Here is a 25681-nt window from a genome sequence, read left to right on the forward strand (position 1 = left end):
CAGTCCTATTTATGGAAAATCACCTGACCGCCCGCCACCACTTCATCGACGATGCCAATGACGCACAGATCCACCGGCGAGGCTTCACTGCGGTGCGCCTGACGCGCCGAGCTGCCGCTGACCAGCAGTACCCATTCGCCGGTTCCCGCGCCGATACTGTCGATAGCGACAGCGCACTGCCCGTCCGGGTTGCCCGCAGCATCAATCATCTCGACCATCAGCAGCTTGTCGTGGGCCAGTCCCTGATGGCGGACGGTGCAGACGATTTGTCCTGTAACGACAGCCAGTTTCATACCCGCCTCCTTGTTGCCGGATGACCGCGCCTGGCGCCTTATCCGGCCTACACAATCCGAACGCCGTGGGTGGTCTCCCGTAGGCCGGATAAGCACAGCGCCATCCGGCACCACGCGTCATGCTTAGATGTTGCTGTCGCCTTTGAAGCTGATCGGGAAGACTTCTTCCAGATCGCCATGCGGACGTGGGATAACATGTACGGAGACCAGCTCGCCAATGCGCTGCGCGGCGGCGGCGCCAGCATCCGTTGCCGCTTTGCACGCCGCGACGTCGCCGCGCACCATCGCGGTCACCAGACCACCACCAATCTGCTTCACACCAACCAGTTTCACGCGCGCGGCTTTCACCATCGCATCAGAGGCCTCAATCAGTGCAACCAGGCCCCGGGTTTCAATCATTCCTAAAGCTTCCATTGTGTTTTCCTCTCATGGGGTCCAGAACGGGACCGTTTATACAACCAGGGTTTGCGAATCGCGTACGCGGCTCGCGTCAGTCTGGCGCGGCACCGCAGCCACCAGCGCCAGTTCGATAATTTCCTGTACGCTACAGCCCCGTGACAGGTCATGTAGCGGCGCGGCCAGCCCCTGAATCAGCGGCCCGACAGCGCGGTATCCGCCCAGACGCTGGGCGATTTTGTAGCCGATATTGCCCGCCTCCAGCGACGGAAAGACCATCACGTTGGCGTTGCCCCGCAGCGGACTGTCGGGCGCTTTTTGCGCGGCGACCTCCGGCACGAAGGCGGCGTCAAACTGCAGTTCACCGTCCACCTGCAGTTGGGGCGCGCGTTCCCTCACGATCTCTGTCGCCTGCTGCACGTTAGCGACATTAGGATGACGGGCGCTGCCGTGGCTGGAAAACGACAGCATCGCCACCCGCGGCTCGTCGCCGGTAATGGCGCGCCATGACGCCGCGCTGGCGATGGCGATATCCGCCAGTTGCGCCGCCGTGGGCTGCGGCACCACGCTACAGTCGGCAAACCCTAACGCTGGCCCAACGTACTGCGGCAGCATCAAAAAAATGGACGACAAGGTTTTGCAGCCAGGCTGAAGGCCGATGATGCGTAGTCCGGCGCGCAGCACGTTGGCCGTCGATGACAGATTGCCCGCAATGCACACATCAGCGTGCCCCGCGCTGACCATCGCTGCGGCAAACATCAGCGGGTCGCTCAGTTTTTCCACCGCATCCGTCGGCGTTTTTTCGCCTGCTTTTGCCAGCCAGCGGCGGGCAAAATCCTCGCGCATTGCGGGATTGCTCTGTGGGTCGATGACCTGAATCCCGTCCAGGGCCACGCGGTGGCTCAACGCAAACTGACGCAGAGCGAATGGGCTGGCGACCAGAACCGGGCGCGCCAGCCCCTGCTGTTGCAGGTAGTGCGCCGCTTTTAACACGCGCGGGTCTAACGCATCCGGAAACACCACCCTGGCAGGCGCCTGTAAGGCCAACTGGCGGGCGCGTTCAATGATCATTGTTCACCTCCCAGTCGCTGTTGGATCTGACTGACGGTAAGCGGCTGCGTCGCGACGGACAAAATCATCATCACGTAGACCGCGCTGGAAAGGCGGTTCAGCGCCTGCATGATGTCCGGTCGCAGAACCTCAAAACTGCGGTTGATAAAGACCTGCGCGGCAATGGTTTCCGTTTCGCGCACTTTGGTGCGTAGCAGGTTAAGCAGCGCCGCGTCGCGCCCGTGGCGGGCTTCCGGCACCAGATGGTCGTGGTCGAGATAGCGCAACGGCTGATGAGAAAGGCGGTGCAGATCGTCTTCGTTCAGGCCGACAATCGACTGCGCCGCCAGCGGTTCGTCCATCGCGTCGGCGCGCATAATATTGCCAAGCCGCGAACGAATATCCGCCAGCCACGGCTGCCAGAGGTCCGACAGTTCTGTTTGCAGCCACACAGTCAACGCGATAGTGCTGTCCAGCGCGGCGCGAAAACCCAGGCGCGGATCGCTTTTCGCGACCATTTTGTCCGCCGTCAGATGGGTCAGCGTGTCAGGCTTCTCCTTCACCGGCTGGCGGCACAGTTCGCAGCAGGCCTGCGGATGGGTGTCGCTGCTGGTCAGGCCGTGCACCGGCTGCAGTTGCTGTTGCTCGTCGTCGACGAACAGGCGGCCCTGCTCATCAAGAAATTTGATGCGCAAATGGCGACTTTCCAGCAGTTCACGGGCAGAGGGCGTCAGGCGGGCGTCAGCGGGAAGATGGATCTCCGCACCCTCGCTGAGCGTATGGTTCGTTCTGAGCCATGCTTCGGTGATGAAGTCGTTCATACCGATTGCCAGTTCGCAGGCCACGCTACGTACAGGAAGCGCACGGTCGTCGGCGTGCCAAATTCAATGCTGGAGCCTTTAGGGATAAACATGACGTCCCCGGCTCTGGCGATCAGGGTTTCGCCTTCATGACGCACATGCAGTTCGCCTTCCAGCACCATGTCGATTTCGTCGTAGTTCAGCGTCCACGGGAAGAAAGCGTTGTCCCACTGCATAAATCCGGCGGCCATGCTGCTGCCATCCTGCTCAGTCACCAGATCGGTTAAGCCCACGCAGTGCGGTTCGGCGCCGTCAAAACGACCAAACTTCACGCTGCTGCCGTCAACAACCTTGATTCCGCCTTTGCCGGTAACGGATTTAAAGCCCGGCTGCATCCCGGCCTGCTCCAGCGACTGTTTTTCTTTCAGCACTTTCTCCATCAGTTGCGAAACCAGGCTTTCGGTGAACTGCCCTTCCGGCAACTGCGCTATGATGGTTTCACGAATGCGCTGGGTATCGGATTTGCCCGCGTCCACGCTGCTCGTCGTCGGGGCAGATTCGTCGCATTCCGTTATCGTCACGCCCAGCAGTTCCGCGACCTCTCGCGCTTCCGGGGTGATAATGCTGGCGCGCAGGACCACCGACATCGCCTGTTCGCCGCGTGCATGAGCCGCACGTATGTCATTCGCTGTGATGAGTTTTTTCACCTGCCCCTTCCTCCTTTTGGCTAAGCTCACTCAGATAGTCCACCAGATGCTGTACGCTGCCCGGATCCTGGCTGTTGAGGGCAAAAATCGGCTCTGCAAAGCCCATCCCGCGCAGTAACGCCCGCGTAGCAGGCACGTCGGCATCCGGCCTGTCCGTTTTGCTGATCACCGCAATGTGTCGTTTACTGGCGCCAATATCTAACAGCCCGGCAGGTAAGCGACTTTCTCTGTCATTTGCCGCATGGACATAAATCAACGTGTCGACGTCCTGCAGCGTGGTTATTAAGGCGTGGTACCAGCGGGGATGACTGAAATATTCCCCGGGGGTGTCAATATCGCCGTCGGCATTAAATTCCACGGCCTGCGTTTTCCTGGCGAGGGAATAATTTCCCTGCAGCGCGTTAAAAAGCGTCGTTTTTCCCGCGCCTACCGCCCCCACAAACGCAATACGTTTCATACCGGCTCCGAATTAGCTTTTGGTCAGCTCACACAGGGTAAAATTTAATAAGCGCCCAAGTCCGCTGACCGTTTGCAATAATGCTTCCTCTACCGCGCCGACGGTTCCATAAATCACCAGCGCGCCGCTGAACCGGTCGAGAAAGCCGATATGGACATCGGCGGCTTTCATCGCCAGATCGCCTGCAATCATGGCGGTCTCACCTGGCGTCAGCGTCATAATGCCGATAGCGCCTGCCTCGGGAACGCCGATCTTTTTCGCCAGTTCTTCACCTGGATGCGCAATGAGATGCGCCAGCGTGACCTGTTTACCCGGCACAAATTCCTGAATGATGCGTTCTTTATCCATTGGCCACCGCCCCTGTTGAAACTGGTCTTATCGTGGCAATTTTTTGCTGGGGTAAATAACAAAATTCGGCAAGGTGATTTAAAAGGTGAAGGAGATCACTATTACGCAGAAATAAAAAAGCGCGGGAGAGACCCGCGCCGAAATGAATTAAAGTGAAATTACAGCGGTTGCGTTTGTGCTTCAACGACCGCCAGCGCCACCATATTAACAATCCGCCGCACAGAGGCGATCGGCGTTAATACATGTACTGGCTTCGCCACGCCCATTAATACTGGCCCGACGGTCACGCCTTCAGAACTGGAAACGCGCAGTAAGTTGTAACTAATACGTGCCGCTTCCATATTCGGCATCACCAGAATATTGGCGGAACCTTTCAGCGGACTGTCCGGCATCCGGTCATTGCGAATACTTTCCACCAGCGCCGCGTCACCGTGCATTTCGCCGTCGATCATCAGTTCCGGAGCCCGTTGTTTGATCAGCGCCAGCGCTTCGCGCATTTTGCTGGCCGCTGGCGCATTGGATGACCCAAAGTTGGAATGCGACAGCAGCGCCACCTTCGGCTCAATACCAAAGCGACGCACCGACTCCGCCGCCATCAGGGTGATCTCCGCCAGCTCTTCCGGCGTCGGATCTTCATTGACATAGGTATCGGCAATGAAGGTGTTACCGCTCGGCAGCAGCAGCGCGTTCATCGCCCCCGCCGCATGCACGCCTTCACGGTAACCGAACACCTCTTTGACCACGCTGAAGTGCTCATGGTAGTCACCGATAGTGCCGCAGATCATCGCATCGGCTTCACCGCGTTGCACCATGATCGCGCCAATGGCCGTATGATTGCCGATCATCGCCCGCTGCGCCTGCTCCTGGGTGATCCCACGGCGCTTCATGATCTGGTAATACTCGCTCCAGTACTCTTTGAAACGCGGATCGGATTCGTTGTTGACGATCTCGAAATCAACGCCCGCTTTGATCTGTAATCCCAGCTTCTGGATGCGCATCTCGATCACGCCCGGACGGCCAATCAGGATGGGCTTCGCCAGTCCCAGGGTCACTAACTCCTGGGTGGCATGCAGCACGCGCGCCTCTTCCCCTTCCGGCAGCACCACGCGCTTCGGCTCTTTGCGCGCCTGGGAGAAGATCGGCTTCATAAACAGGTTGGTTTTATAGACAAATTCGGTCAGCTTATCGACATAGACGTCAAAGTCGGCGATGGGCCGTTTCGCCACGCCGGAGTCCATCGCCGCTTTCGCTACGGCCGGCGCGATTTTAACGATTAAACGCGGATCGAACGGTTTCGGAATGATGTATTCCGGACCGAAACTCAGATCCTGATCGCCATAGGCCGAGGCAACCACTTCGCTCTGCTCGGCGTGGGCCAGTTCGGCTATCGCATGTACCGCCGCCAGCTTCATCTCTTCGTTGATCGCCGTCGCGCCGACGTCCAGCGCGCCGCGGAAGATGAACGGGAAGCACAGCACGTTGTTGACCTGGTTCGGGTAGTCCGAGCGTCCAGTACAGATAATCGCGTCCGGGCGAACCTCTTTCGCCAGCGGCGGCAGGATTTCCGGTTCCGGGTTCGCCAGCGCCAGAATCATTGGCGCACGGGCCATTTTCTTGACCATCTCCTGGGTCAGTACTTTCGGGCCGGAGCAGCCGAGGAAGATGTCCGCGCCGTCAATGACATCATCCAGCGTGCGTTTGCCGTCATCATCCACTGCATAGGCCGCTTTGGTTTCCGCCATATTCGGCTCGCGACCTTTGTAGATCACGCCTTTCGAGTCGCAGACCACAATATTGTGTTTCTGCATTCCCAGCGCCACCAGCAGGTTCATACATGCGATAGCCGCCGCGCCCGCGCCGGAAACGACCATTCGCACATCGGAGATGTTCTTTTCCACCACCCGCAGGCCGTTCAGAATAGCGGCTGTGCTGATGATGGCGGTCCCGTGCTGATCGTCATGGAACACTGGAATGTTCATCCGTTCACGCAGCTGTTGTTCAATATAGAAACATTCCGGCGCTTTAATGTCTTCGAGGTTGATGCCGCCGAAGGTCGGTTCCAGCGCGGCCACCACGTTGATAAATTTATCCGGATCCAGCTCGTCGACTTCGATATCGAACACGTCGATACCGGCAAATTTTTTGAACAGTACGCCTTTGCCTTCCATCACCGGCTTACCGGCCAGCGCGCCGATATTGCCTAAGCCGAGCACTGCCGTACCGTTAGAGATCACCGCGACGAGGTTGCCGCGCGCAGTGTATTTGTAGGCCGCCAGCGGATCTTTTTCAATTTCCAGACAAGGGGCCGCGACGCCCGGCGAGTAGGCCAGCGCCAGATCGCGCTGTGTCGCCAGAGGCTTGGTTGGAGAGACCTGGATCTTACCGGGGACAGGGAATTCGTGGAAATCAAGCGCGCTTTGTTTTAACTGGTCATCCATCTTGTTGTTCCTTTTCACGTAACGATCAAAAAATGAGACGCAACAGCCTGGTGCGCCGCACATTATCACCGCTGTGCGGGGCGCAAACTTTGAAGGTCGCCAAACTCTTACGACTCAAAATAATGAAATTGTAATCAACTCATAACAACCATGTTACCCGGTTGCGCCAGCAATACCATGCCTGTCTGCTATGCTTTTTTGTTATGCAGTTCATGAATTTTCCAGAAGTGTGAATTAACGCACTCACCTAACACTTTACTTTTCAAGGAGTATTTCCTATGAACCAGTTAGACGGCATCAAACAATTCACTACTGTCGTGGCGGACAGCGGCGACATTGAGTCGATTCGCCATTATCAGCCCCAGGATGCCACCACCAACCCTTCTCTGCTGCTGAAAGCGGCGGGTCTTGACCATTACAGCCACCTGATCGACGACGCCCTCGAATGGGGTAAAAAACGCGGTAAAACCCAGGAGCAGCAGGTCGCGGAAGCCTGCGATAAGCTGGCGGTCAATTTTGGTGCGGAAATTCTGAAAAGCATTCCCGGTCGCGTATCGACCGAAGTCGATGCCCGCCTCTCGTTCGATAAACAAAAAAGCATCGAGAAAGCACGTCATCTGGTCGACCTGTACCAGCAGCAGGGCATCGAAAAATCACGCATTTTGATCAAGCTGGCCTCCACCTGGGAAGGCATTCGCGCGGCGGAAGCGTTAGAAAAAGAAGGCATCAACTGCAACCTGACGCTGCTGTTCTCTTTCGCCCAGGCCCGCGCCTGCGCTGAAGCGGGCGTGTATCTGATCTCCCCCTTTGTCGGGCGCATCTATGACTGGTATCAGGCGCGCAGTCCGATGGATCCGTATGTGGTGGATGAAGATCCGGGGGTGAAATCCGTGCGGAACATCTATGACTACTACAAGCAGCACCGCTATGAAACCATCGTCATGGGGGCCAGCTTCCGCCGTACCGAACAGATTCTGGCGCTGACAGGCTGCGACCGCCTGACCATCTCCCCTGACCTGCTGAAACAGCTGCAGGAAAAAGAAGAACCGGTCATTCGCAAGCTGGTGCCCTCTTCGCAAACCTTCCATCGTCCGACGCCGATGAGCGAAGCCGAATTCCGCTGGGAACATAACCAGGACGCAATGGCGGTTGAAAAGCTGTCTGACGGCATCCGCCAGTTCGCCGTCGACCAGCGCAAACTGGAAGACCTGCTCGCTGCCAAACTTTAAACACTGCCACGGAGAGAAATATGTCCCGTAAAGAACTTGCCAACGCCATTCGCGCGCTCAGTATGGATGCCGTGCAGAAAGCCAATTCCGGCCACCCCGGCGCCCCGATGGGGATGGCCGATATTGCCGAAGTGCTATGGAACGATTTTCTCAAGCATAATCCGACCGATCCCACCTGGTACGACCGTGACCGCTTTATTCTCTCTAACGGTCATGCCTCGATGCTGCTCTACAGCCTGCTGCACCTGTCCGGCTACGACCTGCCGCTGGAGGAGTTAAAAAACTTCCGCCAGCTACACTCCAAAACGCCGGGCCATCCGGAAATCGGTTATACGCCGGGTGTAGAAACCACCACCGGCCCGTTGGGTCAGGGGCTGGCGAACGCCGTCGGCCTGGCCATTGCGGAACGCACTCTCGCCGCGCAGTTCAACCAGCCGGATCATGAGATCGTCGACCACTTCACATATGTGTTTATGGGCGACGGCTGTCTGATGGAAGGGATTTCACACGAAGTGTGTTCGCTGGCGGGCACGCTGGGTCTCGGCAAACTGATCGGCTTTTACGATCACAACGGCATTTCCATTGATGGCGAAACCGAAGGCTGGTTTACCGATGACACGGCTAAACGGTTTGAAGCCTACCACTGGCATGTGGTGCATGAAATAGACGGCCACGATCCGGAAGCGGTGAAGAAAGCGATTCAGGAAGCCCAGAGCGTGAAGGACAAGCCGTCGCTGATTATCTGCCGTACGGTTATTGGTTTTGGCTCACCGAACAAAGCAGGTAAAGAGGAGTCGCACGGCGCAGCGCTGGGCGAAGAAGAAGTCGCGCTGACCCGCCAGAAGCTGGGTTGGCGCCATCCGGCGTTTGAGATCCCAAAAGAGATTTATCGCGCCTGGGATGCCCGTGAGAAAGGCGAAAAAGCGCAACAGCGCTGGAAAGAAAAATTTGCCGCCTATGAGAAGGCGTATCCGGATCTTGCCGCCGAGTTTAGCCGCCGGATGAGCGGCGGCCTGCCGGAAGCCTGGGAAGAGACGACGCAGAAATTCATCAACGACCTGCAGGCGAATCCGGCGAAAATCGCCACCCGCAAAGCCTCGCAAAACACGCTCAATGTTTATGGACCGCTGCTGCCGGAGCTGCTTGGCGGCTCGGCGGATCTGGCGCCCAGCAACCTGACCATCTGGAAAGGATCCACCTCGCTGAAAGAGGACCCGGCGGGAAATTATATCCATTACGGCGTGCGCGAATTCGGCATGACCGCCATCGCCAACGGCATTGCTCATCACGGCGGATTTGTCCCCTACACCGCTACCTTCCTGATGTTTGTCGAGTATGCGCGAAACGCCGCGCGCATGGCGGCGCTGATGAAGGCGCGGCAGATCATGGTGTATACCCATGACTCCATTGGCCTGGGGGAAGATGGCCCGACCCACCAGGCGGTGGAACAACTGGCGAGCCTGCGCCTGACGCCGAACTTCAGCACCTGGCGACCGTGCGATCAGGTTGAGGCGGCGGTCGGCTGGAAGCTGGCGGTGGAACGTCATAACGGTCCAACGGCGCTTATCCTGTCACGTCAGAATCTGGCGCAGGTCGAGCGTACGCCGGAGCAGGTAAAAGAGATTGCCCGCGGCGGCTACGTGCTAAAAGACAGCGGCGGCAAGCCGGACATCATTCTGATCGCGACCGGTTCGGAGATGGAAATTACGCTGCAGGCGGCGGAAAAGCTGACCGGCGAAGGACGTAACGTGCGGGTGGTTTCATTGCCTTCAACGGACATTTTTGATGCCCAGGACGAGGCATACCGTGAGTCGGTGCTGCCGTCAAACGTGACGGCGCGCGTGGCGGTCGAAGCCGGTATTGCCGATTACTGGTACAAATACGTCGGCCTGAAAGGCGCAATTGTCGGTATGACGGGTTACGGGGAATCGGCGCCTGCCGACAAGCTGTTCCCGTACTTTGGCTTTACGGTCGAGAATATCGTTGCGAAGGCGCAGAAAGTGTTGAAGGCCTGATATCTGTCTTCACCTTAGCGCGTAATCCACAGCGTGGGCCAGGCATCTGGCCCATGCCAGCCATCGCAGCTCGGTTCTTCCGCGTAACGCACCAGGCGAAAACGTTGACCGTCAAAGCGCCAGCGGGTCTGAATACCGCAATCCGTCATTCCCCGCCCCTTCGCCAGAGTTATCAACTCGCGGGATTTCTCATCAAAACTGGCGTTCATCAACTCCATGTCATTGCCCCCCGACCCGTTTTTAAACGGCAGACGCAGACGAACAGCGTGGGAAGCCAACGGTTTTTTGCGCGACACAACCCACGCCAGATCGACGGTGTTCCACGCGCCGGCTTCACAGGCAATCATCATCAGGGCTTTATCATCGGTGAGCGCAGTGACGCGGACATCCCGGCGCGACGGATCAAGCGAACAGCGAATACCGTTCATTCGCCAGTTACCGTAATCGAGCAGATCGTTTCGTTCTTCAAGAGACAGCGGCGTGGGCGTGGGGTTAACTACCGCCACGCCTTTCAGTGCGGGCGCGGGCGGCACGCTGAGGGGCGGATCGTCGCCTTTATCAATCCACGCCGTTTCGCTTCCCACGCGCTTTTGCTGCGCGTCGATAAACAGCAGCGCGGCCTTCAGCCCGGTTAATGAAATGCGCTGACTGCCTTTACGCAGGGTAATCGCGTCGCTTTCCTGAATCGTCTGCAGAAACTCGCTTATCGTCGCCGTATCGTCAGTCATGAGATGCCATGCCGTGACGCGCCAGCGCTGGCCGTTCAGGGCCAGAGGATGACCGTCAAGCAGCAGTCGCGGCGCGATCTCTTTTTCGCCCTCTGGCGTTTTTAAGCCGCCAAGATCGATACGCAAAACGGCGTCAGTATGTGCGCCTGCGCTACGGCTGAGGGTCATCACCAGACCGCCATGGTCACCGGTATTACGCGCAATGCAGAAGTTTTGGTTATTACAGGTCACCTGCCAGTCAGAAAAGGCCTGCTGCGCCGGGGCCGCCCATAACAGTCGACCCGGAAGCAGGCCGAGCAGGAAAAGGAAAATGACGCGATAGCGCATGGACGGTGATAACCCCAGAAGTCAAACGAGCAACAGGTCGTATCTTCGTTGCGCAGTTAGCCATCCTCAATCGGATTTATCGGATTGCGTCAATAATTCGTAAAGAAATATAACCTTTAATTATCAATCCATTAAATGCGAAGAATGCAAATAGTTAAGCAATAACACGGTCTTACCGTCTCGTATCTCGCCCGTTTTAATCATCTCCAGCGCCCGGGTAAAGGGAAGCTCCAGCACGTCGATCTCTTCATCTTCGACGCCGCCGCCCGCATTTGCGCGCTGGCTGTCACTGTACTCAGCAATAAAGAAATGGATCAGTTCCGTGACGCCGCCGGGGGACATATACAGCTCAAATAATTTACGCACTTCGCCGACGGCATAGCCGGTTTCTTCAATGGCCTCTTTGCGGATACAGGCTTCCGGCTCGTCGTTGTCGAGCAGTCCGGCGCAGGTTTCAATGAGCTGTCCGCTTTCATTGCCATTAACCCAGGTCGCGACGCGGAACTGACGGATCAGCACCACCGTTTTTTTCTCAGCGTTATACAGCAGAATGGTCGCGCCGTTGCCGCGGTCGTACACTTCGCGCTTGTGACGAATCACCTCGCCGCTTGAGCGGGTCAGATCGTAGGTGATATTGCGCAGGATGAAATAGTTATCAGAAAGGATTTTGTCTTTAACGAGGGTAATTTTTTGCGACATACCGGCTCCACAGCGTAAGGTGAGAAAACATACTACGCCGCGGATCCGGATTTGTCTGCGTGGGATTACGCTGAATTATGTGCGATGCCGGACGACGCTGAGCGTCTTATCCGACATCAGGAGTGCGAAGTCGACGCCAGCTTAACCACACCCCATCAGGCACAGGGACTATTCCCCCAGCCAGTCGATAATCCCCTGCGCGGCATGACGCCCTTCGGCCATCGCGGTCACCACCAGATCTGCGCCGCGTACCGCATCACCACCGGCGAAGATTTTCGGGTTAGTGGTCTGGTAGCGGTAGGCGCTTTCAACGTTTGCCGCTATGCGTCCCCAGCTATCCACCTTCACGCCGTGGGTTTCCAGCCACGGCATGCCGTGCGGATGAAAACCAAACGCCATGATCACCGCGTCCGCGGGCATCACAAACTCGCTGCCGGCGATGGGTACCGGACGGCGGCGGCCCTGGGCGTCCGGCTCGCCAAGCTCGGTACGCAGGAAGCGCACGCCGCAAACCCGGCCTTCGGCATTCAGTTCCAGCTCAACAGGCTGAACGTTAAATTCAAAATTAGCCCCCTCTTCGCGCGCGTTCTTCACCTCTTTCTTCGAGCCGGGCATATTGGCTTCGTCGCGACGGTAGGCGCAGGTCACTTTGCTTGCGCCGTGACGCAGCGCGGTACGCACGCAGTCCATGGCCGTATCTCCCCCGCCAAGCACCACGACGTTTAACCCGGCGGTATTGATGTACGGTTCATCCGGGTGTTCATCCAGCCCCATCAGCTGTTTGGTGTTGGCAATAAGGAACGGCAACGCGTCATACACGCCCGGCGCATCTTCGTTAGGTAAGTCGGCTTTCATCGAACGGTAGGTCCCTACGCCGACAAACACCGCGTCGTATTCGTCCAGTAGCGTCTCCAGCCTGACGTCGCGACCTACTTCGCAGTTCAGCTCGAAATGAATTCCCATTGCGCTGAAGATTTCCCGGCGGCGCGCCAGCAGCGATTTGTCGAGTTTAAACGCCGGAATGCCGAAGGTCAGCAGCCCGCCGATCTCCGGATGCCTGTCGAAAACCGTGGCGCTGATGCCGTGGCGCGCCAGCACGTCCGCACAGGCCAGGCCCGCCGGACCCGCGCCGATAATCGCCACCCGTTTATCACTTTGCCGTACGTCGCTGAGGTCCGGTCGCCAGCCGTTTGCCAGCGCGCGATCGGATATGTAACGTTCAATATTGCCAATGGTCACCGCGCCATATTCGTCCCGCACCGTACAGGCCCCTTCACAGAGACGATCCTGAGGACAAACACGCCCGGTGATTTCCGGCAAGCAGTTGGTTTGATGAGAGAGTTCTACCGCCGCATCAATGTCGCCAGCCTTCACCCGTTCAATCCACTGCGGAATGTGATTGTGCAACGGGCAGGTCCACTCACAAATGCTGTGCTCGCCGCATTTCAGGCAGCGAGACGCTTCCTGCTTTGCCTGCGCGCTGCGAAACGGCAGGTAGATTTCATCAAAGCCGGTTTTGCGCGCGTCAATGGCCAGCTTATCCGGCTCACCGCGCGCAGGCGTGGCGCGCATCTGCTCGATTTTGCTGATACCCGGCGATGTTTGTCCTCCTGTTTCCGCATGCCAGGGCTGGATTTCCTGGCGTGCGGTACGCAGTCGTCGCGCTTTCGCCAGGCGGGCTAAGCTCCCTTCCGTCACCAGTTGCAGCGCGTCCGCCGGGCAGTTTTCCACGCAGGCCGGTCCGTTTTCGCGCCCTGCGCAAAGATCGCACTTGTGAGCGGTCGCGTTAACCTGATCTTTCGCGACCGGCGTCAGGACAATCTGCATCGCGCCAAACGGGCATGCCACCACGCAGGATTTACAGCCAATACATTTTTGCGCATTGACCTGTACGCTATCGTTAATATGGCTGATGGCGCCGTTCGGGCAACTGCGGGCGCAAGGAGCATCCTCGCAGTGGTGACAGGTGACGGCACTGCGCTGATGCTGGTGTTTGATGACCGCGATCCGGGGCCGGTAATGTTGTTGACTCAGGACGTGTTGCTCATCATTGTGGGCCATAACGCAAGCCACTTCGCAGGCATGGCATCCCAGGCACTGTTGGCTGTTGGCCATAATAAAACGGTTCATGGCGACCTTCTTTTTTGGTTGTAAAAACCTTATTCTTTACGTGTTATTACCGACTAAGCAGGGCGTCGGCAATGTTCATCTGCCCAGGAAGCACAACTATTTCTACAGAACCTGAAGCAGATCAATTTATTTCAGCTTCAATGAAACTGCGTTTCATCCTGAACACGGTTAAAGGAACTCACGCCAGTGATCGTCAAACGTCCCGTCTCGGCCAGCCTGGCCCGGGCCTTTTTTTACATTGTTCTGCTGTCGATTCTGTCCACCGGCGTAGCGCTGTTAACGCTGGCGAGCAGCCTGCGCGATGCCGAGGCGATTAACGTCGCCGGTTCGCTGCGCATGCAGAGCTACCGGCTGGGTTACGATCTGCAAAGCCGTAGTTCGCAGTTGACCGCCCATCGCCAGCTTTTCCAGCAGGCGTTGAACTCTCCCGCTCTCAGCAATCTGAACGCCTGGTACGTGCCGCAGGCGGTAAAAAGCCGCTACGGGCAACTGCACGCCAACTGGCTGGAGATGAATAAGCGGCTGATTGACGGCGATTTACCCTGGTATCAGGCCAACATTAATGCCTATGTCGATAAGATCGATCTGTTCGTATTGGCGTTACAGCACTACGCCGAACGCAAGGTCATGCTGGTTGTCGGCACGTCGCTGGCGGGCGGCATCGGTATCTTTACCCTTGTTTTTTTCACCCTGCGACGTATTCGCCATCAGGTAGTACGTCCGTTAAGTCAATTGGTGATGGCCAGCCAGCGTATTGAACACGGCCAGTTCGATTCCCCTCCGCTGGAAACCCATCTGCCGAACGAACTGGGGTTGCTGGCGAAAACCTTCAACCAGATGTCGAGCGAGCTGCACAAGTTGTACCGTTCGCTTGAAGCCAGCGTGGAGGAAAAAACCCGCGACCTGCACGAGTCCAGACGTCGCCTTGAGGTGCTTTACCAGTGTTCGCAGGCGCTGAATACCAGCCAGATTGACGTTCATTGTTTTCGTCATATCCTGCAAATTGTGCGCGAAAACGAAGCCGCCCAGTTTCTGGAACTGACCGTTGGCGAGAACTGGCGCATCAGCGAAGGCGAAAAACAAACCGAATTGCCGATGCAGATCCTGCCGGTCACGATGCAGGACACGGTTTACGGTGAACTGCACTGGCAGAGCCAGAACGTGAACAGCGCAATCCCCCTGTTGAACAGCGTCTCAACGATGCTTGGCCGCGGCTTGTACTTTAACCAGGCGCAAAAGCATTTCCAACAGCTGTTGTTGATGGAGGAACGAGCCACTATCGCCCGCGAACTGCACGACTCGCTTGCGCAGGTGCTCTCTTATTTGCGCATCCAACTGACGCTGCTGAAGCGTTCGATTCCGGAAGATAACGCCCCTGCGCAGTCAATCATGGATGACTTCTCCCGGGCGCTGAATGATGCATACCGCCAGTTACGTGAACTGCTGACGACCTTCCGCCTGACGCTGCAGCAGGCCGATCTCCCCTCCGCGCTGCATGAGATGCTGGAAACCCTGCAAGCTCAGACGCCCGCGAAACTGACGCTGGACTGCCGCCTGCCGACGCTGGCGCTTGACGCGCAGATGCAGGTGCATTTACTGCAAATTATTCGCGAAGCGGTTCTTAACGCGATGAAGCACGCGAATGCCAGTGAAATCGCCGTCAGCTGCGTGACCGCGCCGGATGGCGATCATACGGTCTATATTCGCGATAACGGCGTGGGCATTGGCGAACCGGATGAACCGGCAGGGCATTACGGCCTGAATATTATGCGGGAACGTGCGGAACGGCTTGGCGGCACGCTGAGTTTTTCTCAACCGTCCGGCGGCGGCACGTTAGTGAGCATTAGCTTTCGTTCGACAGATTCGCAAGACGATACCGCACATCTGACGTAGAATTTCACAAAACCGGACGTAAGCGCGCAGGAAGCTGACAAACGCCGCAAAGAGGCATGATAATTTACATTATCTCCTTTTTTTCTCCACGTTTGGTTTGTGCCTTGCCGCTACAGTGAAGCACATCACACCGATAAGTTATCAAGAAAAATGAGGTCCTCTTTCTGATGGCGAATTTCTTTATCGATCGCCCCATTTTTGCCTGGGTGCTGGCTATCCTGTTGTGCCTGACAGGAACCCTGGCTATTTTTTCTTTGCCTATTGAGCAGTATCCGGACCTTGCGCCGCCCAACGTGCGCATCACCGCTAACTATCCGGGCGCATCCGCGCAAACGCTTGAGAACACCGTTACCCAGGTCATTGAGCAGAACATGACCGGCCTCGACAATTTGATGTACATGTCATCACAAAGCAGCGGGACCGGCCAGGCCTCGGTGACGCTGAGCTTTGTCGCCGGAACCGATCCGGATGAGGCGGTTCAGCAGGTGCAAAACCAGCTGCAGTCGGCCATGCGTAAGCTGCCGCAGGCAGTGCAGAATCAGGGCGTAACCGTGCGTAAAACCGGGGACACCAACATTCTGACTATCGCCTTCGTCTCCACCGACGGCTCAATGGATAAGCAGGACATCGCGGACTACGTCGCCAGTAATATCCAGGACCCGCTAAGCCGGGTTAACGGCGTGGGCGATATTGATGCTTACGGTTCGCCATATTCAATGCGTATCTGGCTGGATCCCGCCAAACTCAACAGCTACCAGATGACCGCGAAAGATGTGACCGACGCCATTGAATCGCAAAACGCGCAGATTGCGGTGGGTCAGCTCGGCGGTACGCCTTCCATTGATACTCAGGCGCTGAACGCCACCATTAACGCCCAGTCGCTACTGCAAACCCCCGAACAGTTCCGCGCCATTACGCTGCGGGTGAATCAGGATGGCTCGGAAGTGACGCTGGGAGACGTCGCCACCGTCGAAATGGGGGCGGAAAAGTATGATTATCTCAGCCGCTTTAACGGCCATGCGGCCTCCGGGCTGGGGGTAAAACTGGCCTCTGGCGCGAATGAAATGGCGACAGCGACCCAGGTGCTCGCGCGGCTGGATGAACTGGCGCAGTATTTTCCGCACGGGCTGGAATACAAGGTCGCCTATGAAACCACCTCCTTCGTGAAGGCCTCAATCGAAGATGTGGTGAAAACGCTGCTGGAGGCCATCGCGCTGGTGTTCCTCGTGATGTATCTGTTCCTGCAAAATTTCCGCGCCACACTGATCCCCACTATCGCCGTACCGGTGGTGTTGATGGGGACCTTCTCGGTACTTTACGCCTTTGGCTACAGTATCAACACCCTGACGATGTTCGCGATGGTGCTGGCTATCGGCCTGCTGGTCGATGATGCCATTGTGGTGGTGGAGAACGTCGAACGCATCATGAGCGAAGAGGGACTTTCCCCGCGCGAAGCGACGCGTAAGTCGATGGGACAAATTCAGGGGGCGCTGGTCGGTATCGCGATGGTGCTCTCGGCGGTATTTGTGCCAATGGCATTCTTCGGCGGCACGACCGGGGCGATCTACCGCCAGTTCTCCATTACGATTGTCGCGGCGATGGTGCTGTCGGTGCTGGTGGCGATGATCCTCACCCCTGCCCTGTGCGCCACGCTGCTAAAACCGCTGCATAAAGGGGAGCATCACGGGCAGACTGGCTTCTTCGGCTGGTTTAACCGCACCTTTAACCGTAACGCCGAGCGCTACGAAAAAGGCGTGGCGAAGATCCTTCACCGCAGCCTGCGCTGGATGTTGATTTACGTGCTGCTGCTCGGGGGAATGGTGGTGCTGTTTCTGCGTCTGCCGACCTCCTTCCTGCCGCTCGAGGATCGTGGGATGTTCATCACCTCGGTGCAGTTGCCGAGCGGTTCCACGCAGCAACAAACCCTGAAAGTGGTACAGCAGGTCGAAAAATACTTCTTTACCCACGAAAAAGAGAACGTCCAGTCCGTGTTTGCCACCGTCGGCTCCGGCCCCGGCGGCAACGGCCAGAACGTGGCGCGAATGTTTATTCGTTTAAAAGACTGGGACGAGCGCAACACCACGACCGGCACATCGTTTGCCATTATCGAGCGCGCGACCAAAGCGTTTAACCAGATTAAAGAGGCGCGGGTGTTTGCCAGCAGCCCGCCGGCTATCAGCGGCCTGGGCAGCTCTGCGGGTTTCGACATGGAGTTGCAGGATCACGCCGGGGCCGGTCACGATGCCCTGATGGCCGCGCGCGACCAGTTGTTGCGGCTTGCGGCGAACGACAACCAGTTGACTCGCGTACGCCACAACGGTCTGGACGACAGCCCGCAGTTGCAGATCGATATCGACCAGCGCAAAGCTCAGGCGCTAGGCGTCTCTATTGATGACATCAACGATACGTTACAAACGGCCTGGGGGTCGAGCTACGTCAACGACTTTATGGACCGCGGGCGCGTAAAAAAAGTGTATGTTCAGGCGGCGGCGAAATACCGTATGCTGCCGGAAGACATCAATCTGTGGTACGTGCGCAACAACAGCGGCGGCATGGTGCCCTTCTCGGCCTTCGCCACCTCGCGCTGGGAAACGGGCTCGCCGCGACTGGAGCGCTATAATGGCTACTCCGCCGTTGAAATCGTCGGCGAGGCGGCGCCTGGCGTCAGCACCGGTACGGCGATGGACGTGATGGAGTCGCTGGTACGCCAGCTTCCAACCGGATTTGGGCTTGAGTGGACCGCGATGTCGTATCAGGAACGGCTGTCCGGCGCACAAGCGCCCGCCCTTTACGCCATTTCGCTGCTGGTGGTATTCCTGTGCCTGGCGGCGCTGTATGAAAGCTGGTCTGTGCCGTTCTCGGTGATGCTGGTGGTGCCGCTGGGGGTGATTGGCGCCCTGCTCGCCACCTGGATGCGCGGTCTGGAAAACGATGTCTATTTCCAGGTAGGACTGTTGACGGTGATTGGTTTGTCAGCGAAAAACGCCATTCTTATTGTGGAATTCGCCAATGAGATGAACGAAAAAGGCCACGATCTGCTGGAGGCCACGCTGCATGCCTGTCGCCAGCGCTTGCGACCTATCCTGATGACCTCGCTGGCCTTTATCTTCGGCGTACTGCCGATGGCGATCAGCAACGGCGCAGGCTCGGGGGGTCAGCATGCGGTCGGTACCGGCGTGATGGGCGGGATGATCTCGGCGACAATTCTGGCTATCTACTTCGTACCGCTGTTTTTCGTGCTGGTGCGCCGACGCTTCCCGTTGAAGCCGCGTCCGGAATAAACAAACAAAAAGGCGACCTGCCAACGGGTCGCCTTTTCAGTGTGATGCGTCTCACACGATCTGTTCTGTTATTTGGATGCCTTTCCAGAATTTTATTTACGAAGCATAACTTCGATAAAGTCTTTCCAGTTCCCCAGTTCACGTTCAATCATAACGACCTCTGCTTCTTATTATGGGTATTCTACAAAACACCTTCACGCCGGGTGAAGTTAAATTAGCCGATTGCTGTGATTACATCCTCCGGGGAGACCGTGAAGTGATGTAAACATCATGGCGCTGAACCCATAAATTTTATGTGACTTACTGCAATATTTTGAAACAATCATACCTTATTATCGGCAGCGTTTATTTTGATTAAAAAACAGCCGGATGCAAGAGGTAAATTCCGAATCGCGATAAACATCGATCCGGCGCAGATCAGGAGAATTATTATTCACACTCCTTCAACAATGATATATTTTCTGATCACCATTACATGACAAATCATATTATCAGTCACAACATTATTACTGATTAAAAAATCAGTTTACGATAATAAGGATGCAAATGATTACCCTTTACGGCATCAAAAACTGCGATACCATTAAAAAAGCCCGCCGCTGGCTGGAGGCGCAAAACCGGGATTATCGCTTTCATGACTACCGCGTAGACGGCCTGGATCCCGCGCTACTTACTACGTTTATCGAAGAACTGGGCTGGGAAGCATTGTTGAATACTCGCGGCACCACCTGGCGAAAACTCGATGAAGCCACACGCAATGCCATTACCGATGCCGCAGCAGCCACCGCGTTAATGCTGGAAATGCCGGCAATCATCAAACGCCCATTGCTCTGCGCGCCCGGGAAGCCTATGCTGCTGGGTTTTAGTGAATCCAGTTATCAGCAGTTTTTTGACGAGGTGTAGTCTATGTCGTGCCCGGTTATTGAGCTGACACAGCAGCTTATTCGCCGCCCTTCCCTTAGCCCGGACGATGCGGGATGTCAGGCGTTGATGATTGAACGCCTGCGCGCCATCGGTTTTACCGTTGAGCGTATGGATTTTGCGGATACACAGAATTTTTGGGCATGGCGCGGTCAGGGCGAGACGTTAGCGTTTGCCGGTCACACCGATGTAGTGCCTGCGGGTGATGCCGACCGCTGGATCAACCCGCCCTTCGAACCGACAATTCGTGACGGTATGTTGTTTGGTCGCGGCGCGGCGGATATGAAAGGTTCGCTGGCGGCCATGGTGGTGGCGGCAGAACGTTTCGTTGCGCAGCATCCCAACCACAAAGGACGCCTGGCGTTTCTGATCACCTCCGATGAAGAAGCCAGCGCGAAGAACGGCACCGTCAAGGTGGTGGAAGCGCTGATGGCGCGCAATGAACGCCTCGACTATTGTCTGGTGGGCGAGCCGTCGAGCACCGAAGTGGTAGGCGACGTCGTCAAAAACGGCCGCCGCGGTTCTCTGACCTGTAACCTGACGATTCATGGCGTGCAAGGACACGTGGCCTATCCGCATCTGGCGGATAACCCGGTGCACCGCGCCGCGCCGATGCTCAACGAACTGGTGGGCATTGAATGGGATCGGGGCAATGATTTCTTCCCGGCCACCAGTATGCAGATCGCCAATATCCAGGCGGGAACCGGCAGCAACAATGTGATCCCCGGCGAGCTGTTTGTGCAGTTTAACTTCCGCTTCAGCACTGAGCTGACCGATGAGATGATCAAAGAGCGGGTTCATGCCCTGCTGGACAAACATCAGTTGCGTTATACCGTCGACTGGTGGCTCTCCGGCCAGCCGTTCCTGACGGCGCGCGGGAAGCTGGTGGATGCGGTGGTGAATGCCATTGAGCACTATAATGAAATTAAACCGCAGTTACTGACCACGGGCGGGACATCCGACGGACGATTTATTGCCCGCATGGGGGCGCAGGTGGTGGAGCTCGGCCCGGTGAATGCCACGATTCATAAAATCAATGAATGTGTAAACGCCGCCGATCTGCAACTGCTTGCCCGTATGTATCAACGTATCATGGAACAACTCGTCGCCTGACGATGTTCCGTTAAGAGGTAAAGCGCATGGACTGGCTGGCTAAATATTGGTGGATTCTGGTACTGGTGTTTCTGGTAGGCGTACTGCTGAACGTGATAAAAGATCTCAAGCGCGTCGACCATAAAAAATTTCTCGCCAACAAGCCGGAGCTTCCCCCGCATCGTGATTTCAACGATAAGTGGGATGATGAGGACGACTGGCCGAAGAAAGACCAACCGAAGAAATAACCCCATTACGGACTGAAAGGGGCCGGAAAAGGCGACGTTGCCTTCCGGCCATTTCATCGCCCAGGCGGAAAACATCATTTCGCTTTTTTCCGCTCCTGACTATGCTTTCGACTTACATCATCTCGATGATATCGTCATCCTTTGGCGTCCCGCCGCTGAGTGCTTCATCAAAATAGTGCTTCGGCACGGTGTAGCGTAAATGGTCGAGCGCAAACTGCATGCTGCGATCGTCTATCGCATGTCCCAGATCGTCCACGATATCCAGCGTCACGTCGCCGCCCGCAAGTTGCAGCGCGTCTTGCGCCGCCACCGCATGGGAAAGCTCAATTACCCGATCTTCACCGCCATGAATCAGATGGATAGTCGTCGCGGTGGTGGCCGTTTCCGGCAAGCTGGCGTAGCGGCCATTGAACGCAATCACGCGGGAAGCCAGGCCTGGCTCAGCCTTGATGCTTTCAAGCGCCATGATCGCCCCCTGCGAAAAACCGATCAGCGCCGTAGCGTTAGCTCCGACGCCGCTCTGCTGTTGCCACTCGCGCACAGTGTCAATAAAGGCAGGCATCACGGCATTTATCCGCGCCTGGCGATTTTCCTCGGTCACCCCGTCCACCGAGAACCATTGCCGTCCCGACGCTGTGCCGCTCGGCTCGATGCCGCCCACGCTCACCACCAGCGCGTCCGGAAAGACGGGTGCAAACCATGAGCCGATCTCGCCCATTGCGACCGGATTATCTCCAACGCCATGAAACAGGAGCAACAGCTGCTGCGCAGGTTTACCCGGACGTTGAACAACAAAATGATCATGTTTCATGGCATTCTCCTTAGCTTAGGGTGTCAATTCTACGCCCCCCAATCGCAATGACCATGCCAGAAAATTGAAGGAGTTAGTGAAAAAATTGCCATTGCACAATGCGATCGCGGTACTGCCGGCAACGTTCATCATCTAACGCGGCAAGCGCCTGCGCCGCCTCGTCCCGTTGTTGCCTCAATAACGCTTTGCGCCCGGAAAGCCTCAGTGCGCCGCACAACTGCGCGTCACTATGTCGATCCTGTATGCCGCCCCGCAGCGCCGGGAGTGGCAGCGTACAGGAGGCCAACAGGCGGTTCAGACAGCCAAGCGAGGTGAGCAATGGCCGGTGAGCAAAGGCAAAACCAGACAGGGCGCGCCAGTCATCTTCATTAAGCGTAGACGTTTTGAGGGGGTCTACCGGAATCGTCTCGCCATTCCATTGACTAAGGACTTCCGCATCGCGGCGTAAACGCCCATGTTCCTCATTCGCCAGTCGTTTTCCTGCCGCCGTTAACGGCAGTATCGCCATCGCGGCGTAACAGCCGCTGCTGGCTTCTTTGTGATTCCCCATGCGGACCAGAATGAAGCCGCAGCGCTGCCAGAAACGCCAAAGCTGCGGCGTGTAGCCAAAGCTAACGGAAAGGTAGTCACTGGGGGCATCATGGGCCTGGGCAATCAGTTGTTGACCAATACCCTCCCCCTGCCAACCGGGATGTATGGCTATCCGGCTGACACGACGACCGGTCAGCGTGGCGGCCAGCGGATCGCCGCCGTGCGCCGCCAGCGACTGCGCCACGAGATTTCCGCGAGGCCGACGGTAACCCGCCCAGACGGCCTGGCTGAGTTCACCGCTCAGCCCGCCTTCATCCACCAGCCATAGCGCGCCAACGGTTTGTCCAGCGCAGCTAGCCTGAAAAAAATGCTGCCCCGGCGCATCCATCATCCGGCGCAGGTCCAACGGCGAGGTGCGATAGTGCGCGCCGGAAAGTAGCCGGTAAGCCGCCAGCGGTAGCGCCGGGCGCGTTCGCCAGCTTTTTTGCTCAAAAGGGGTGATGGTTACGTCACCCTGCGGCAAAGTGGCAAAATCGTCATCGTCAAATACCAGCGCGTCGCTGACGGTTTTCTCCAGCGGGCACCCTTTGGCCCAGCGAACGGGGTGCTGGAGTTCGAAGCGTTGAAGCGTCGGAAAACGGGCGCAAAACTTAAGCAAAAATCCGCGTCCGGTGCCTTCGTAGCCCTGAACGGTGGTGGTCAATAAGACGCGGGGGAAACGCGATACAAGGCGGTGCAGGAGCGGCGCGGGGATCGCGGCCGCTTCGTCCACGATCAGCCAGTCGGCGCGTACGTCGGCTGCCAGCAGCGCATCCGGTGAGTAAAAGCAGAATTTATCGCCAGCAAACTGCGCCAGCACGTCCGTTGCCGCTTTCGCAGGCGCGGTGACGATCGCCGTCCCGGCAATACGCGCAATCAGCTGGCCCGCCAGGGCGGACTTGCCGCGACCGCGGGCGGCGATCGCGGCGGCAATGCCTTCCGGCATCGTTGACAGTTTCGCCAGAAGGGCGGCTTGTTCCGGCAACGGCTCACCGCTGGCAGGCTGCCACGCAGGACGCTGCGGAAAATGCGGGACGGTAAACGGCTGATGTTGCTGCCAGCATAGCGTCTCCCCGTCAGAGAGGAGGACATGGCAGAAATGGCGAACAAAATTGGGCGTCGGGATGGGCTGAGCGCAGTCGCTCCAGCGAAGCGAATCCGCATCCGGTTGCGTGGACCAACGCGCCAGCGGCGGAACCAACAGGACCAGCCAGCTTCCCGCGCGCAGCGTACCGCTTAAGGCTGCGAACGCCGCCGCATCCAGCCCCTGACGCGCATCAAAAACCGCATGACGAAATTCTCGACCTAACAGAGTTTGCAGCGCCTGCGGCGAACAGCAGGGCGCCGAGGGCGCATCGTCCGAAACCCAGAGCCAGTCGCCGGGAAGCTGTGCCCGCAGGCGCAACGCCTGTTCCCGGCACCAGTCATTCTCGCCGCTCAGCACCAGCAGGCGGCGGATCCCCTCGCGCGCCAGCTGCGCGGTGAGCGCATTCAGCGTCATAACGTCGGACATCCCTGCCTCTGCAATCAGAGCGCTTTGCCGAAGGTATTACACTGCGCCGGATCGCCGCTGTCGAAGCCGCGTTTAAACCAGGTGTAGCGCTGTTCAGACGTGCCGTGAGTGAAGCTGTCCGGTACCACGCGTCCCTGGCTTTGTTGCTGCAGACGATCGTCGCCAATGGCTTCGGCGGCATTCAGCGCTTCTTGCAAATCGCCAGCCTCCAGTACGCCCTGCTGCTGCATGTTGTGACCCCAAACGCCCGCAAAGCAATCAGCCTGCAGTTCCATTCTCACGGAAAGACGGTTAACTTCCGCCTGCGAGGCATTTTGCTGCAGCTGGCGAACTTTTGGCTCAATGCCCAACAGTTTCTGGATATGGTGACCAACTTCATGCGCAATAACGTAGCCCTGGGCGAAATCGCCGTCCGCGCCCAGCTTGTTTTTCATTTCGTCATAGAAGGAAAGATCGATATAGACCGTACCGTCCGCCGGACAGTAGAACGGTCCCATAATGGACTGCCCGGTGCCGCATCCGGTGCGCGTAGCGCCGCGGTACATCACCAGCTTAGGCTGCTGGTAGGTACGCCCCATTTTTTCAAACTGCTGCCCCCAGGTGTCTTCCGTTGTCGCCAGAATCACGGAGGTAAACTTGGCCGCTTCATCGTCGTTTGGACTGATGGAGCGTGAAGATTGTTGCTGCGAAACCGGCTGCCCGGTCATCAAGCCCGTCAGGTCGACCCCATAATAGCCTGCGACCAGAACGACAATCAGCAGAACCAGACCGCCTTTTCCGCTCGGCAAACGAAAACCGGGACCGCCCAGAGACGGGCCGCCGCCAGAACGGCTGCGTCGGTCTTCCACATTGTCACTTTCACGTCGCCCTTGCCAGCGCATAATCACCTCATCTCTCTATTCATTATGATGATGATCGTAGGCGGTTCAGCACAAGATTACCACTGGAAAGCGCTAGCGAGCCGGAGAAAAAGCCCCGGCCCGCCGTGTCTGTTAGTCGAGATTCACGCCCAGACGACGCGCAACGGTTTCGTAGGCTTCAATCAGGCCGCCCAGGCTCTGACGGAAACGGTCCTTGTCCATCTTGTCGAGGGTCTCTTTATCCCACAGACGGCTGCCGTCCGGCGAGAATTCATCACCGAGCACCACTTCACCTTTGTACAGACCAAACTCCAGTTTGAAGTCGACAAGGATCAGACCTGCGTCATCAAACAACGTCTTCAGCACGTCATTGGCTTTGTAGGTCAACTCTTTCATGCGCGCCAGGTTCTCTTTGCTCACCCAGCCGAAGGTTTCGCAGTAAGAATCGTTCACCATCGGATCGTGCATCGCATCATTTTTCAGAAACAGATCGAACAGTGGCGGATTCAGTTCGATGCCTTCTTCAATACCCAGGCGTTTGACCAGAGAGCCAGCAGCACGGTTACGCACCACGCACTCTACCGGCACCATATCCAGTTTTTTTACCAGACATTCGGTGTCTGAGAGCAGGCGCTCCATTTGCGTCGGGATACCGGCCTCTGCCAGTTTGGTCATGATAAAGTGGTTGAACTTGTTGTTCACCATGCCCTTACGATCAAACTGTTCAATGCGCGCGCCATCCCCTGCTGACGTATCATTGCGGAATTCGAGCACCAACAGATCCGGGTTTTCCGTGCTGTATACGGTCTTCGCTTTACCACGATACAACTCAGCTTGCTTTTGCATCTTCAATACTCCTGGGTGTGAATTTGTAG

At 57.2% G+C, this 25681-nt stretch carries 23 protein-coding genes; 7 read left to right on the plus strand and 16 right to left on the minus strand.

Annotation, left to right across the window (positions count from 1 at the left end; all coding sequences use genetic code 11):
* Positions 1-5 precede the first annotated feature (5 nt).
* From eutN to maeB, 8 genes are all read right to left on the minus strand, one after another.
* A complete protein-coding gene (gene eutN / locus OGY07_RS00580) occupies positions 6-293 on the minus strand; it encodes an ethanolamine utilization microcompartment protein EutN (RefSeq protein WP_042290880.1) in 288 nt (95 codons plus the stop codon).
* A gap of 123 nt (positions 294-416) precedes the next feature.
* Positions 417-707 carry an ethanolamine utilization microcompartment protein EutM gene (eutM, locus tag OGY07_RS00585; RefSeq protein ID WP_000387720.1) on the minus strand — a complete coding sequence of 97 codons (291 nt, stop codon included), beginning with the start codon at positions 705-707 and terminating at the stop codon, positions 417-419.
* 36 nt (positions 708-743) lie between these two features.
* Positions 744-1760, minus strand: a complete 1017-nt coding sequence (gene pta / locus OGY07_RS00590; protein WP_060570551.1) for a phosphate acetyltransferase — start codon at positions 1758-1760, stop codon at positions 744-746.
* Complete coding sequence (gene eutT / locus OGY07_RS00595) at positions 1757-2560, minus strand: ethanolamine utilization cob(I)yrinic acid a,c-diamide adenosyltransferase EutT (RefSeq protein WP_286598048.1); 804 nt, start codon at positions 2558-2560, stop codon at positions 1757-1759. Before eutT ends, pta begins: the two co-directional genes overlap by 4 nt.
* A complete protein-coding gene (gene eutQ, locus OGY07_RS00600; protein ID WP_181822776.1) occupies positions 2557-3246 on the minus strand; it encodes an ethanolamine utilization acetate kinase EutQ in 690 nt (229 codons plus the stop codon). Before eutQ ends, eutT begins: the two co-directional genes overlap by 4 nt.
* A complete protein-coding gene (eutP, locus tag OGY07_RS00605) occupies positions 3221-3703 on the minus strand; it encodes an ethanolamine utilization acetate kinase EutP (RefSeq protein WP_060570546.1) in 483 nt (160 codons plus the stop codon). The genes eutQ and eutP overlap by 26 nt, the downstream gene beginning before the upstream one ends.
* 12 nt (positions 3704-3715) lie before the next feature.
* Positions 3716-4051 (minus strand): ethanolamine utilization microcompartment protein EutS, encoded by a 336-nt coding sequence (gene eutS, locus OGY07_RS00610; RefSeq protein WP_042290888.1) that lies wholly within the window; start codon positions 4049-4051, stop codon positions 3716-3718.
* A gap of 158 nt (positions 4052-4209) precedes the next feature.
* Positions 4210-6489, minus strand: a complete 2280-nt coding sequence (maeB, locus tag OGY07_RS00615) for an NADP-dependent oxaloacetate-decarboxylating malate dehydrogenase (RefSeq protein WP_042290889.1) — start codon at positions 6487-6489, stop codon at positions 4210-4212.
* 278 nt (positions 6490-6767) lie between these two features.
* Between maeB and tal the strand changes: the two genes are divergently transcribed.
* Both tal and tkt read left to right on the plus strand, forming a co-directional pair.
* Complete coding sequence (gene tal, locus OGY07_RS00620) at positions 6768-7718, plus strand: transaldolase (protein WP_042290891.1); 951 nt, start codon at positions 6768-6770, stop codon at positions 7716-7718.
* Positions 7719-7738: 20 nt separating this feature from the next.
* The gene (tkt, locus tag OGY07_RS00625) at positions 7739-9733 is read left to right on the plus strand and encodes a transketolase (protein WP_211935438.1); all 1995 of its coding nucleotides are present in this window, start codon (positions 7739-7741) and stop codon (positions 9731-9733) included.
* A gap of 14 nt (positions 9734-9747) precedes the next feature.
* Here tkt and OGY07_RS00630 read toward each other — a convergent pair whose 3' ends face one another.
* From OGY07_RS00630 to aegA, 3 genes are all read right to left on the minus strand, one after another.
* The gene (locus OGY07_RS00630) at positions 9748-10788 is read right to left on the minus strand and encodes a DUF1176 domain-containing protein (protein ID WP_211935437.1); all 1041 of its coding nucleotides are present in this window, start codon (positions 10786-10788) and stop codon (positions 9748-9750) included.
* Positions 10789-10911: 123 nt separating this feature from the next.
* Positions 10912-11487 (minus strand): GDP-mannose pyrophosphatase NudK, encoded by a 576-nt coding sequence (nudK, locus tag OGY07_RS00635; protein WP_042290897.1) that lies wholly within the window; start codon positions 11485-11487, stop codon positions 10912-10914.
* 168 nt (positions 11488-11655) lie between these two features.
* Positions 11656-13617, minus strand: coding sequence for a formate-dependent uric acid utilization protein AegA (gene aegA / locus OGY07_RS00640; RefSeq protein WP_042290898.1), 1962 nt, complete (start codon positions 13615-13617; stop codon positions 11656-11658).
* Between the two features lie 186 nt (positions 13618-13803).
* Here aegA and narQ point away from each other — a divergent pair, with 186 nt between their 5' ends.
* Positions 13804-15510 (plus strand): nitrate/nitrite two-component system sensor histidine kinase NarQ, encoded by a 1707-nt coding sequence (narQ, locus tag OGY07_RS00645; protein ID WP_286598058.1) that lies wholly within the window; start codon positions 13804-13806, stop codon positions 15508-15510.
* A 167-nt stretch (positions 15511-15677) separates the two neighbouring features.
* Positions 15678-18791 (plus strand): multidrug efflux RND transporter permease AcrD, encoded by a 3114-nt coding sequence (gene acrD / locus OGY07_RS00650; protein ID WP_060570538.1) that lies wholly within the window; start codon positions 15678-15680, stop codon positions 18789-18791.
* Positions 18792-18883: 92 nt separating this feature from the next.
* Here the strand turns inward: acrD and ypfM are convergent, their stop codons facing one another.
* Complete coding sequence (ypfM, locus tag OGY07_RS00655) at positions 18884-18943, minus strand: protein YpfM (RefSeq protein WP_001386977.1); 60 nt, start codon at positions 18941-18943, stop codon at positions 18884-18886.
* Between the two features lie 394 nt (positions 18944-19337).
* Between ypfM and OGY07_RS00660 the strand changes: the two genes are divergently transcribed.
* From OGY07_RS00660 to OGY07_RS00670, 3 genes are read left to right on the plus strand one after another with little or no spacing between them, the layout of a single operon-like run.
* Positions 19338-19694, plus strand: a complete 357-nt coding sequence (locus tag OGY07_RS00660; RefSeq protein ID WP_042290901.1) for an ArsC family reductase — start codon at positions 19338-19340, stop codon at positions 19692-19694.
* A gap of 3 nt (positions 19695-19697) precedes the next feature.
* The gene (dapE, locus tag OGY07_RS00665) at positions 19698-20825 is read left to right on the plus strand and encodes a succinyl-diaminopimelate desuccinylase (RefSeq protein ID WP_060570536.1); all 1128 of its coding nucleotides are present in this window, start codon (positions 19698-19700) and stop codon (positions 20823-20825) included.
* 26 nt (positions 20826-20851) lie between these two features.
* A complete protein-coding gene (locus tag OGY07_RS00670; protein ID WP_042290905.1) occupies positions 20852-21052 on the plus strand; it encodes a YpfN family protein in 201 nt (66 codons plus the stop codon).
* A 112-nt stretch (positions 21053-21164) separates the two neighbouring features.
* Here the strand turns inward: OGY07_RS00670 and ypfH are convergent, their stop codons facing one another.
* The 4 genes from ypfH to purC form a co-directional block, all read right to left on the minus strand.
* The gene (gene ypfH / locus OGY07_RS00675) at positions 21165-21863 is read right to left on the minus strand and encodes an esterase (protein WP_286598063.1); all 699 of its coding nucleotides are present in this window, start codon (positions 21861-21863) and stop codon (positions 21165-21167) included.
* A 73-nt stretch (positions 21864-21936) separates the two neighbouring features.
* Entirely contained in the window at positions 21937-23946 is a 2010-nt protein-coding gene (locus OGY07_RS00680) for a tRNA(Met) cytidine acetyltransferase TmcA (protein ID WP_286598065.1), read from the minus strand.
* A gap of 14 nt (positions 23947-23960) precedes the next feature.
* Positions 23961-24827: a KPN_02809 family neutral zinc metallopeptidase gene (gene ypfJ / locus OGY07_RS00685; protein WP_181822769.1), complete on the minus strand. Its 867-nt coding sequence runs from the start codon at positions 24825-24827 to the stop codon at positions 23961-23963.
* A 111-nt stretch (positions 24828-24938) separates the two neighbouring features.
* The gene (gene purC / locus OGY07_RS00690) at positions 24939-25652 is read right to left on the minus strand and encodes a phosphoribosylaminoimidazolesuccinocarboxamide synthase (RefSeq protein WP_286598071.1); all 714 of its coding nucleotides are present in this window, start codon (positions 25650-25652) and stop codon (positions 24939-24941) included.
* Between the last annotated feature and the right edge of the window lie 29 nt (positions 25653-25681).

Origin of the sequence: Citrobacter sp. Cs237 (genome assembly GCF_030332325.1) — a bacterium.
GTDB lineage: Bacteria > Pseudomonadota > Gammaproteobacteria > Enterobacterales > Enterobacteriaceae > Citrobacter_A > Citrobacter_A sedlakii.